The 12,828-nt window shown below is 33.5% G+C and carries 8 protein-coding genes and 1 tRNA gene; 4 read left to right on the top strand and 5 right to left on the bottom strand.

Going from position 1 to position 12,828, the window contains the following annotated elements; all coding sequences use genetic code 11:
• Window positions 1-2 precede the first annotated feature (2 nt).
• Together P177_RS09155 and P177_RS09160 are read right to left on the bottom strand one after the other, a co-directional pair.
• Window positions 3-530 carry a KdsC family phosphatase gene (locus P177_RS09155; RefSeq protein ID WP_036154114.1) on the bottom strand — a complete coding sequence of 176 codons (528 nt, stop codon included), beginning with the start codon at window positions 528-530 and terminating at the stop codon, window positions 3-5.
• Window positions 514-1,278, bottom strand: a complete 765-nt coding sequence (locus tag P177_RS09160; RefSeq protein WP_036154116.1) for a Rossmann-like and DUF2520 domain-containing protein — start codon at window positions 1,276-1,278, stop codon at window positions 514-516. The genes P177_RS09155 and P177_RS09160 overlap by 17 nt, the downstream gene beginning before the upstream one ends.
• Window positions 1,279-1,416: 138 nt before the next feature.
• On the opposite strand from P177_RS09160, the gene ccsA reads away from it, so the two are divergent.
• Entirely contained in the window at window positions 1,417-4,596 is a 3,180-nt protein-coding gene (gene ccsA, locus P177_RS09165; RefSeq protein WP_036154118.1) for a cytochrome c biogenesis protein, read from the top strand.
• Between the two features lie 71 nt (window positions 4,597-4,667).
• Here the strand turns inward: ccsA and P177_RS09170 are convergent, their stop codons facing one another.
• Window positions 4,668-5,939, bottom strand: coding sequence for a M14 family metallopeptidase (locus tag P177_RS09170; RefSeq protein ID WP_036154120.1), 1,272 nt, complete (start codon window positions 5,937-5,939; stop codon window positions 4,668-4,670).
• 281 nt (window positions 5,940-6,220) lie between these two features.
• On the opposite strand from P177_RS09170, the gene P177_RS09175 reads away from it, so the two are divergent.
• Together P177_RS09175 and bshB1 are read left to right on the top strand one after the other, a co-directional pair.
• Window positions 6,221-7,372: a trans-sulfuration enzyme family protein gene (locus tag P177_RS09175; RefSeq protein ID WP_036154122.1), complete on the top strand. Its 1,152-nt coding sequence runs from the start codon at window positions 6,221-6,223 to the stop codon at window positions 7,370-7,372.
• Between the two features lie 31 nt (window positions 7,373-7,403).
• The gene (gene bshB1 / locus P177_RS09180) at window positions 7,404-8,120 is read left to right on the top strand and encodes a bacillithiol biosynthesis deacetylase BshB1 (RefSeq protein WP_036154123.1); all 717 of its coding nucleotides are present in this window, start codon (window positions 7,404-7,406) and stop codon (window positions 8,118-8,120) included.
• Here bshB1 and P177_RS09185 read toward each other — a convergent pair.
• The gene (locus P177_RS09185) at window positions 8,117-10,207 is read right to left on the bottom strand and encodes a tetratricopeptide repeat-containing sensor histidine kinase (protein ID WP_245233019.1); all 2,091 of its coding nucleotides are present in this window, start codon (window positions 10,205-10,207) and stop codon (window positions 8,117-8,119) included. The genes bshB1 and P177_RS09185 overlap by 4 nt on opposite strands.
• Window positions 10,208-10,417: 210 nt before the next feature.
• On the bottom strand, window positions 10,418-12,466 hold the full coding sequence (locus P177_RS09190; RefSeq protein WP_036154126.1) for a tetratricopeptide repeat-containing sensor histidine kinase: 2,049 nt from the start codon (window positions 12,464-12,466) through the stop codon (window positions 10,418-10,420).
• Window positions 12,467-12,623: 157 nt separating this feature from the next.
• Between P177_RS09190 and P177_RS09195 the strand changes: the two genes are divergently transcribed.
• A tRNA-His gene (locus tag P177_RS09195) sits at window positions 12,624-12,699 on the top strand.
• Window positions 12,700-12,828: the final 129 nt, after the last annotated feature.

A 12,828-nucleotide genomic window follows, 5' to 3' on the forward strand; every position in this document is an offset into this window, starting at 1 on the left:
TATTAATCGTTTGCAGCACTAAAATGGCTGGTCCAATCTCCTCGTACTTTTAAAACCTGTTCAATGACATCACGTACACAGCCATGACCGCCATTTTTATGCGAAATGTATTGACTTACACTTTTAACTTCTGCAACAGCATTCTGCGGACAAGTAGCTAAAGCAACCGTTTGCATTGGTGGAATGTCTGGTATGTCATCACCCATATATAATATGTTTTCAGGTTCTATATGATAAAGATCCATATATTCCTCTAAAGCATCCATTTTGTAATGTGCACCCATGTAAATATCGGTAACCCCTAGTCCTTTTAGTCTTATACGAACACCTTCGTTTGTTCCTCCTGTAATAATACATACATTGTAACCTTTCTTTAGCGCAACTTTTAAGGCATAACCATCCTTAACGTTCATTTTACGTAACAACTCTCCTTCGCTCGTAACTAAAAGACTTCCATCTGTAAAAACGCCATCTACATCAAAAATAAATGTGGTAATATCTTTTAAATACTCTTTATAACTTTTTTCCATGTTTTTCTTTTATTGCGTTGCTTAAAAGGGTGTAAAGTTCCCTTTGGTGTTTGTCTGTTATGATTTGTAAATGATTATGTAATGTTTTTTGATCGCCTCGTTTTGCAGGTCCAGTTTGTGCCTGCATGGGTGTTAATGTGTTTAATTTTGCAGCCGTCTCTGCAATAAGTGGTTTTAACAATGAGAAATCTAAGTCATGTTCTGTACAAATTTCAGAGCCCATGGTATACATGTAATTGGTGAAATTATTCGCGAATACCGCAGCCACATGTAGTGTTTTTCGCTGCACAGAATCTATTTCAACTACATTTTTACTAAGTTGTTTTCCTAGTATTGTTAATGTTTCAAGATCTTTATTGTTAGTCGCTTCTATGCAAATAGGGACATCATGAAATGATATGATTTTCCCTTTTGTAAATGTCTGTAAGGGATAAAAAACACCTGGTCGCTTAGCATATTTTATCGCGTCAAGCGGCGTTGCGCCAGAAGTATGGACCAAAATACCTTTTGCATTTTTTAAACTTTCGCCTACGCTATTTATAGCATCGTCAGAAATTGCTAGTATGTAAACATCTGCGCTTATATCACTAGTAAATTCAGTACTAATAAGTGCATTGTCCTGTACAAATGCCAAGTGTTCTCTATTTCTACCTATTATCTGCTTTACGGTAACATCTGCAGAATTTTGAAATGCATGAAACAGATTCTGTGCTACATTACCAGAACCTACTATAACTACTGATATCATACTGCAAAAGTACAAAGTTTATAGAAGTCTTTTTGTATTAAAATTAACAGTTTCAATGAAGTTTAAAAGAGATAAAAGGCATTCGTAAATGGTGAAAAGGCCTTATTTTTGCATCTTGAAAATCAACTCCTATCTTCCATGACGGAAATGCTCAAAAAAATATTCTTCTCTACTCGTTTAATGTCTATCCTATTTGTTGTTTTTGCCACTGCAATGGCATTTGGTACCTTCATTGAAAGTTGGTACAGTACAGAGACAGCACGAATCTGGATTTATAATGCTTGGTGGTTTGAAGTGATCATGGTATTCTTTGTAATTAACTTTCTAGGTAATATCTCTAGATACCGATTGTTAAGGTTAGAGAAATGGCCAGTTTTAGTACTGCATTTATCTTGGGTATTGATTATTATTGGTGCCTTTGTAACCCGTTACATTAGTTTTGAAGGAATGATGCCTATACGTGAAGGTAGAACAGAGAATGTTTTCTATTCAGATAAAACATTTTTGACGGTTTACGTAGATGGAGAAATAGAAGGTGAAGCGAGAAGGAAAATTTTAGAGGATGATTTAATTGTTACTCCAGAAGCTATAAAGTCTAACTTACCTTGGAGTGCGGACTTCAATGGTCAAGATTTTGAAATTTCTTATGTTGATTTTATAAAAGGAGCCAAGCAAGGTTTGTTGCCAGATGAAAATGGAACAAAGTTTCTAAAAATTGTGGAGGCCGGTGATGGTGAGCGTCATGACCATTTTTTGGAAGACGGAAAAGTTACGAGTATACATAATGTACTTTTTGCATTGAACAATAAAACAGATGGAGCCATTAATATAATGACGATCGATTCTGTATATCAAATTTATGCTCCTTTTGAAGGAAACTTTATGCGTATGGCAGACCAATTTCAAGGGCTGTTAGTGAAAGACAGTCTGCAGCCATTGCAGTTACGTTCATTATATAATACTGCCGGTATGCAATTCGTAATTCCTGATTCCGTTACACAGGGTTCTTATGGTATTGTTGAAATTCCTTCTGCAGAGAAAACCAAAGTGGATCAAGATGCCATCGTCTTTGATGTTGCCGCTAACGGTGAAACAAAACAAGTTAAGCTACTTGGTAGCAAAGGTCCGTCAGATTTTAGTGAGAAAGTGAATGTTGGCGGACTCAATTTTTCAATTAGATATGGTTCAAAAGTGCATGAGTTGCCTTTTGGAATAAAGTTGAACGATTTTATCGCAGAAAAGTATCCTGGTACAGACAAAGGGTATGCTTCATTTATGAGTAGAGTTACGATCGAAGATGAAAGACCTTTTGACTATGATATTTTTATGAACCATGTTTTGGATCACCAAGGATATCGTTTTTTTCAATCAGGTTTTGATCCTGATGAAAAAGGTACAACACTATCTGTTAATCATGATTTTTGGGGTACTTGGATTACGTATATAGGTTACTTTCTTTTATATATCGGATTAATGGGTATTATGTTTTTTGGAAAAACACGTTTTAAAGATTTAGCGGATTCTTTGGATACATTAAAGGTCAAGAAGAAAAAAATGTTTGGGGTTATTGCCGTTTTAATGGCATTTTCATTCTCTTCTTTTGCACAAGAGCAACACTCACCAGAAGAAGAACACCAACAAGCACCAAGTAAAATGCAAATAGATTCTTTGTTAGAAGCCAGTATGGTGGCTAAAGAACATGCAGATAAGTTTGGTAAATTGGTCATACAAGATGAAGGTGGGCGTATGAAGCCGATCAATACGTTTTCATCAGAATTACTTCGTAAGCTAAGTTTAAAAGATTCTTATTTAGGATACACATCTGACCAGATATTGTTATCAATGATGATGAACCCTGCGGTTTGGTATAATACTGAATTCATTGCTTTGGATAAGAAATCTCAGAATGATAGTATTAGAAAAATTATAGGTATTCCGTCTGGTCAAGAATATGTAAAAGCTACTGATTTCTTCGATAAAAAAGGGCTATATAAATTAGAGCCTTTTTTAAGAGAAGCAACGGCCACCAATAATCCAAATAAATTTCAGCAGGATTATAAAGATGCAAATATGAGATTAGGTCTACTGAATCAGGCCTTAGGACAAGATATCGTAAAGATTTTTCCTCTTTTGGACGATGAAAACAATAAATGGATATCGGCTGTTGAGTATAGGGGAGGACAATATGAAATTAGAGATTCACTATACTCCAATTTTGTTAAGAATGCCATGCCGTATTATTTAATGACCCTTGGTAAGGCTCAGCAAAGTGGTGACTATAGTTCTGCTGATAAATTGTTGGCAGCCTTTCAACAAAATCAGCTTAACCATGGCAGCGAAGTACTGCCTTCACAGGGAAAAATTGATATTGAAGTTATATATAATAAGTTGAACATATTCAATAGGTTATATCGGTTTTATGCGCTTGTAGGCTTGCTGATGTTCTTTGTATTAGTATTTCAAATTTTTAAGGATAGATCTATTTGGCGTGTAGCTATTTACTTCTTCAAAGGAACAATAATGTTACTTTTTATATGGCATACTGCCGGTTTGGTCTTACGTTGGTATATCTCCGGTCATGCCCCTTGGAGTGATGCCTATGAAAGTATTTTATATGTTGCTTGGGCTACTATGGGTATTGGTTGGGCCCTTGGCCGTAAAAGTGATATGACATTTGCTGCCTCTGCATTCGTAACATCAATGTTGTTATGGATTGCCCACCAAAGTTGGGTTGACCCATCAATAGGTAACTTAGTTCCGGTTTTAGATAGTTATTGGTTAATGATACACGTTGCCGTTATCGTAGGTAGTTACGGTCCTTTGACAGTTGGTATGATATTAGGTCTTGTTTCATTGATATTAATGGTGCTGACTACTGAAAAGAATAAAAAGCGAATGGCAATTAATATTAAAGAATTGACCATAATCAATGAATTGGCGTTGACTACTGGGCTTGTGATGCTTACTATTGGTAACTTTTTAGGAGGGCAGTGGGCAAATGAAAGTTGGGGTCGTTATTGGGGCTGGGATCCAAAAGAAACTTGGGCATTGGTTTCTATTATGATATATGCTTTTGTAATTCACACACGACTAGTGCCAGGCTTAAGAGGTAAATGGACATTTAACTTTATGAGCGTTGTTGCCTTTGGTAGTATTATGATGACCTATTTTGGAGTTAACTTTTACCTAGTGGGTCTTCATAGTTACGCAAGTGGAGCACAGGTGATTACGCCAACATTTATATACTATTTAGTTGCGGGAGTGCTAGTTTTAGGCGGAATCAGTTATTGGAGATATAAAGTTAATTATAGTAAGTAAAAAAGATATGTAATAAGAAAGCCTCATGGAAATTCCATGAGGCTATTTTATTTCTAGTAGTTTGTGAAAATTTAGTTTTGACTATCAAGTAAATCCATAAGTTCTTCAGCTGCTACTTTACCTTTTTCTTTTAAAAAGTCTCTTGGAGTATTATCACCCAACTCAAAGACAATGGCAGGCATATTGTGATTTACGTAAAAGTAATTACGTGATACCATAGTAGGTTTAATAGTTGTAGAAGGCTTTACATTTGTATGTTTCTGAGGTAATCTATTAGTGATGTTATTGATCCAGTCAAAAACAATTTTGCCTTTTTTACCCGTAATTGTAGAATCGATAGGGTAGTAGATATCGTCCCATGTAGAGTGAAAATCCGCACCGAAGACAAATTTATAACCTTCAGATTCTTTTTTTACTAAAAAGTCCCTAACACTTCTTGTTTCTGGTTGATTGAAATCTTGCCAATCTCTGTTTAAATCTATTCCGCCTGTATTATGGCGCCAATGACCGTTATCTACACCATCAGGGTTCATTAATGGCACAACAAATAAATCATAGTTTTCTCTAAATTTTTGAGCTTTTGGTGAGTCTCCGCTTAAAGTTTCAATAAATGATTTCATTGCTAGAAATCCGGTAACTTCTGGAGGGTGTTGCCTAGAAATGACCATAACAGCTTTTTTGTGTTCTCCGTCGCTAACTTCCATCAAGTTCATGGCCCTTTGCTCTCTACTTTTTCCAATTTCATAAGTAGAGATAAAAGGTTTCGTAGCTAAAGAATCTATCCAACTTTTTACTCTTGTAGAGCCGTATAGTTCTTGCGCTGTTATGAAAGTAGGCTTTTCGCTAATATCTATTTTTATTTCTACAATCTCTGGTACTGCCTTAATACCGAAATCACCCGTTCCTTTATTTATACCTCTGAAATTTGTACTATCTAACGGAGTAAAATTCTCACCATCAGTACTTATTTTAGGGTAATACCTACTTCTAGAGTCTTGGTAAGTCATTTTAACGGTGATGGTTTTTGGCGTTTTTGACCAAACTTTAAACGCATACCACGGACTTACGTTTACCGGAGTATTTTCAGCGGTTATTAAGGCTGTATAATGATTGTTTCCGTCAGCTGTTATTCCGTTCAATCGTCCGCTTTCAAAGTCATTGCTAAAAAATGTAGTTTCATTGTCAAACGTCCATATGCCTTTCCATTGTTTTTGAACAGGTTTAGATAATGTAGATACAACAGCGCTTTTACCCTGGCCTTGATAACCTTTAGCAACGGTTTTTTGATTTTTACATGCAATTATGAATATTATAAGAAGTGCTGTATAAAATACTTTTTTCATGTTTAGAATGTCAGTTAGTTTAAGTCCTGGATAGTTTGTATTATAAATCTATCAACTATAAATGAAAAGTTTCTACGTTCATTGGTAAAATTTATGAAGTATTCCATATTTCTTAATACATGCATTCTTTTATTGAAGTATTCATGTGATTGATGTTTTTTGAAAGGTTCATACTAATTGAAAGACATTAATAGAAATTACTGAATTAGAGTATCTGTAAAGTAGAATAAGATTCATTTACATTCTAATTCCTTACCTTTATTTTCTATAATTAATTGCACATGAATTCGAATAAAAAAGGCTTGAACACCATATGTACCCACGTGGGTGAATTAGAGGATAAACAACACAAAGGAGCAGTATCTCCTTTATATATGAGTACATCTTATGCTTATGAAGATGTTGATGTAAAGCGTTACCCAAGATATTTTAATACGCCTAACCAAGAAGGACTTTGTAAAAAAGTAGCGGCTTTAGAGCACGCAGAATCGGCTCTTATTTTCGGTAGTGGAATGGCAGCTGTAAGTACGGCTTTATTAGCATTCTTAAATGCGGGTGACCACGTAGTTTTACAACAGACCCTGTATGGTGGAACATATAATTTAGTGAATGAAGAGTTTTCTAAATACGGAATTGAGTATTCATTTACCGAAGGTTGGCAGGCAGATGCTTTTGAGGCTCAAATTAAAGAGAATACAAAGGTTATTTATATAGAGACGCCATCTAACCCTTTACTTACAATTACAGATTTAGAAGCTGTTGCTACCATAGCAAAAAAGCACGGTATTATAACTTTAATAGATAATACATTCGCTAGCCCTGTCAATCAAAACCCTATAGATTTTGGTATTGATGTAGTTATACATAGTGCAACGAAATATATGGGTGGTCATTCTGATATTTGTGCTGGTGCTGTTGCTTCGACTACTGAAAATATGGAGCGTATATTTCATCTAGCTAAAAATTTTGGTGGTAGTTTAAGTGATTATACTGTCTGGTTATTAGAGAGAAGTATGAAAACCATGGGAATTCGTGTTAGGGCGCAAAATGAGAATGCTTTGGCAATGGCTCACTTTCTTAATGATTTAGCTGACATAGAAAAAGTGTATTACCCTGGCTTACCATCGCACCCTGACCATGATGTAGCCAAAAAACAAATGAGAGGTTTTGGAGGAATGTTATCTTTTGAATTGAATTCCAATTTAAATTCCTCTCAATTTCAGAAAGCCTTGAAATTGATAAAACCATCAATGAGCTTGGCAGGTGTAGAGAGCACTGTTCTTTCGCCTACACAAACATCACATGCTTTAATGAGTGCAGAAGTTAGGACAGAGCAAGGTATAGCAGACGGATTAATTCGTTTTTCGTTAGGAATTGAAGAAATAGCAGACCTAAAGGATGATATTCAACAGGCTTTGAAATCGATTCAATAAATTATAATCTACATTACATAGAAAATAGAACATGAAGTTGGATATTTTAGTATTTGGAGCGCATCCTGACGATGCAGAACTAGGGGCAGGTGGTACTATTGCCAAAGAGATAGCCTTAGGTAAAAAAGTAGGTATCGTAGATTTAACCCGTGGAGAGTTGGGTACAAGAGGTTCAGCAGAAATACGTGACAGGGAATCAGCTGCTGCAGGAAAACTCTTAGGTGTAGCGGTTCGAGAAAATTTAAGGTTTAGAGATGGTTTCTTTATTAATGATGAGTCACATCAAATAGAAATTATTAAAATGATCCGTAAATACAGACCAAATACGGTTTTATGTAACGCTATTGACGATCGCCATATAGACCACGGTAAAGGAAGTAAATTGGTCAGTGATGCGTGTTTTTTAAGTGGTTTAAGACGTATTGAAACTAAAATAGGCGAGGAGAACCAACAAGAGTGGAGGCCTAAACTCGTTTATCATTATATACAGTGGAAAAATATTACTCCTGATTTTGTTGTTGATATCAGTGACTATATAGAAGCTAAAACAGCATCTATTCTAGCATATACTTCTCAATTTCATGACCCTAGTAGTAACGAGCCTGAAACTCCTATTAGCAGCAAGACTTTTATAGAAAGTGTACATTACAGAGCTAAAGATCTGGGTAGATTGGTAGGTGTGGAATATGCCGAAGGTTTTACGGTTGAAAGAATGGTTGCGGTAGATTCACTAGACCATTTAATTTAAGCAGATTCTTTGTATTGTTTTTGCAACCTTGGTATGGTAAAGTAAAAGCTAGAGCCTTTACCTAAAGCGCTATGCACCCATATTTTACCATTGTTTTTCTCTACCATTTCTTTACATAAAGACAGCCCTAGTCCAGTACCTTTTTCATTATTGGTGCCGTAGGTGGTATGGTTAGAATCTTTTTCAAATAATTTGCTAATAATATCTTCAGTCATGCCCATGCCATTATCCTTCACGTATATCTCGCAAGTTTTAATTTTTTGAATGGCACCAATAACGATTTGACCGTTATTTGGGGTGAATTTTAGAGCATTACTTAAAAGATTTCGTATGATAATATCTATTTGGTTTGGATCTGACCAAATTTGGCAATTAGGCTCAATTCTATTAACAAGCGAAATTGACTTTGCTTCGGCAATTTCTGATAATAATGCAATGTTTTCTTCAACTATACAATCTAAATTAGTAACCGAATGCTTAGTAATAGATCCATTCATTTGCGTTTGCCCCCATGAGAGTAAGTTGTTGAGGGTAAATGATATAGTATCGATATCAACTTTTAGTTTAGGAACAAAATTCAAGAATTCATCCTTGGTCATTTCTCCTTCTTTGAATAGTTTTAAAAGACCTTGAAATGCTCCTATGGGTCCTCTTAAATCATGCCCGATAATGGAGAAAAGTTTGTTCTTGGTTTGATTTAATTCGTTTAAATAAGCTTGTTTTTCTTCTAAATCGGTTTTTTTATTTCTAAGCTCCAAGTTTAGTTTTTTCTGTTCTTGTTCATTTCTATGGATTAGGAATGTAATAATGGCAAAAATGAATAAGATTACAATAAAAACATAAATGTATATTTTTTGCTCTGCCAGAGCTTTCTCATTATCTAGAATCAACTGTTGTTTTTGTTGATCGTATGCAACTCTAGTTTTAAGCATGTTTAATGCTTTTTCATTATTGGTTGCAGAAAGTGATTCATAAGTTGCTTGGTAAATCTCATGATACCATAAAGACTTTTCAAAGTCTTTTTTATTTTTAAAAATTTTAGATAGTTTGTGGGTACTATTTTTAATACCTGATCTTAAGCCTATTTTTTTAGACAGATCAAATGCATCTGTGGCATATACTTCAGCGATGCTGTCGTTTTCAAGATTTAAGTAAGCCTCGGTCATTCCGTTTAACAAATCTATTTTACCACGATCATCTTCAATTTCTTGATGCAATAATTCACTTTGTTTATACCAATAAAGAGCCCAGGTATTTTTGTTTTTTTTAAGATAGATTTTACCTTTTATTTCATAACAATAAGCAAGCCATTCTAGAATTCTTTCCTTTTCAAATGTGGCAATACTTATATTAATATTATACATGGCATAGTCTAACTCGTTCATGTCTGCATATGTAGAAGCTATATTACTGAGGGTTTCAGCTAAAAATACCGGATTACCTATCTCTTCATGAATACTTTTAGATTTTTGTAAAAAAACCATTGCTTGCTCATAATCTTTTTGTTCAAGATAGAGATGAGCAATATTGTCGTTTACTATTGATATAATATTCTTAAAATCATGTTGTTCTGCAATTTCAATAGTTGCTAAATACCATTTAAGGGCATTTGAATATTCGCCTTTATAACCATATTCCTTAGCTAAATCGTTTAAAGTTCTAGCTTTTAAGAAATGGCTTTCATGGCTGTTGGCAAGGTTATATGCTTTTGTAAAATATTCAATTGCTTGGTCTATTTTTCCCTTATCAGAATAATACCCACCTAAAGCATGGTAAGAATTGATCTCTCCATTTATGAATTTTGCTTTTTTACTTAGGTCAAGACTCTTTTTGCCTAAAATCCATAAACTATCTAAATTGTGATAACGGTATTCTTTGGCTAAGGCTAATAAGTTATTTATGTAAAGAGTGTCTTTGTTGCTAAAATTCTCAGACTTTTTAATTTGTTCAATCTCACTTATTAAAGTGTCCCTATTAGAATCTTGAGCTTTTGCAGAAATTATATAGAAACTAAAAAACAAGCATAGAAGCACGCAACCTCTCATAAGGTTATCTGGTTTATGTTGTTTTAAAAATCTAGTATTCATAGACATCGCTCAATTATGCGATTCTAAAATTAACCTAGAAGAATAGGTATATGTAATAAATGTTGTGAAATGCGCTTTATTGTGTGTTTTAACGTTCTAAATATGTAGTTCGTCGATGATTTGGCTATTTTAAGAGTAATTATTAATCTAATAATAATGACATGTTTCTAAATCTTTAAAAAAAAATTAAGTAAAGATAGTATGCTACTTTTATACGATGTCAACAGGTAATTCAATGATGAATTGACTTCCTTTGTTTGGTTGGCTTTTAACCATAATATTTCCGTTATTATTTATTACCATAGCTCTTACGAGTCTTAATCCTAAACCAGTTCCTTTCTCTAAATTGGTACCGTAATTGCTGAAACTTTCTGTATTACTAAATAGTTTTGAAACATCTGCTTCTGTCATGCCAACACCGGTATCTGACACTTGAATGACTAAGTATTTATTTTTAATCTCAGTTGAAATAGATATCATACCTTTATTTGGAGTGAATTTAATGGCATTGTTAATTAGATTTCTGAATATAATATTGAATTGCTGTAAGTCTGCAAAAACCTTGTCATTTGCCGCAACTTGATTATTTATAACTATTGATTTTTTGTTAATTTCATTACGATATAACTGTAATATAATATCTAGTTCGTTTTTTACAGAAATACTTTTGATATTCACAGTGCTACCTTGCATTTGTGTTTTTCCCCAATGTAAAAGATTGTCCATTGTAAATTGTACTTGCTCAATATCTTCTTTCAGTTGTGGTGCAAATTTTTCAAAGTAATCTTTACCCTCTTGGTCTTCTAAGTAAAGGGTTAATATTTCGTTTAATGAGATTATGGGGCCTCTTAAATCATGTCCAACAACAGAAAACAACCTATCTTGATTTGCATTTATTTGAGTAAGCTTAATTTGATTTTCGTTTAATATCTCTGTTTGATTTGCCAGTTTTTTGTTTAGAATTTTTTCTCTTTTATTAGCTCTCAAAATTAGAAATACAATAACCATTAAAGTAAATAGACCTATTAGTGACCATTTAACATATTTACGTTGCTCATTTAAGGCCAATTCATTTTGTGCTTTTAAATCTTCCTTTTCTTTTTCAAAATTTAATTTTGCGTTAAGCATAGTTAAATTTCGTCTATTATTTTTCTTAAAAATGTCGTTAGAAAGTTTTTCGGTTAATTCAAGATATTTTAAAGATTCGGCTATGTTACCTTGTCTTTTGTTAATTTCATATAGCGTTCTATATGCTCCTTCTAGACCTTTTTCATAATCAGAAGATATAAAAAGAGGTATGCTTTCACCTATACTCGCCTTGGCTTTTACTAAATTATTTAAACCTAAATAAGATTTTCCGAGACCATATTTTACTTCAGCCTTTGCTTTTACATCATTAAATTCATCATGCATATCTAAGGATATCTGATAATTTACTAAAGCATTATTAAAATCATTTAATTTTAAATAATATAACCCTAATGTAGAGTAGGTCCATGCTAACCATGTCTTCTGCTTATTTTTTTCAAACAGTGCGAATGTTTCGTCTAATTCAATCTTTGCTTGGTCTAAATTTCCTAACTCAATATTTAAAAATGCCATATTACTTAGCATCATAGCTTCTTTAGTAGGGTCTTTTAAATTTTTAACGTATTTAAATGCAACAGCATAATATTTCAAAGCCTCCTCATTATCATTTAGGCGACTGAAAATTGTGCCTAAATTCATGTTCATTCGAAATAAATGAAATTGATCGTTTGTTTTTTCTGCTATAGCAAGCGTATGTAAGAATTGAGTATACGTGGAAGGGTAGTCATTTTTAAAATAATATCCTTGTCCAAGAATATTATATATCTTCATTTCTGTTTTTGGGTACTTTTTTAAATCAGGATTTTTTATGGTCTCTAAACTGAAATCAATTGACTTGTTTGTTTGTCCAGTATAGAGGTATATCGTGGCAAGATTTGCCAATGCTTCAAGCTCACCATGTGTGTAATTGTTTTTCTTACTCAATTCAAGTGCTCGTTCTGCATTTATTAGAGAGGAGTCTTGCTCAATTAGTCTTTGATAATAAGAAAGCTGGTTTATGTTGTCAATAAAATTAGGTGAGTTTTCAGAAAAATCAAGAGTATTAACTAATTTCGAAATTTTTTCATGATAATAATTAATACTGTCCTTCTGGGCTACGGCAGTAAAATTGTTAATACAAATTAAAGCGAAGAGTAAAAAAATATGCTTATAATTTGATATAGAATGCATTAAATAGAAGGTGTGAAACAAGTAGGTTGTGATATTTAGAACTTAAAGTTAAAAATAAATTAATAGAACGTTTCTTAAAAGTAAATATTTTTTCAAAATTTAATTTATTATTTGCTAGAACTGTTTAAAAAAATTATCTTTGCACTCGCTTACAAATGGTGGTTGTAGCTCAGCTGGTTAGAGCATCGGTTTGTGGTACCGAGGGTCGCCGGTTCGAACCCGGTCTTCCACCCTAAAGCAGATAAAAAGTCTTGGATTTATTTCCAAGACTTTTTTGTTTTATAGTATTGATTATCAACTTAAAAAGCATAAAAAAGGCCTAGTAATTTCTACTAGGCCTTTCAAATTTTAATTACGTTGGT

This window comes from Maribacter forsetii DSM 18668 (assembly GCF_000744105.1).
Classification (GTDB): domain Bacteria; phylum Bacteroidota; class Bacteroidia; order Flavobacteriales; family Flavobacteriaceae; genus Maribacter; species Maribacter forsetii.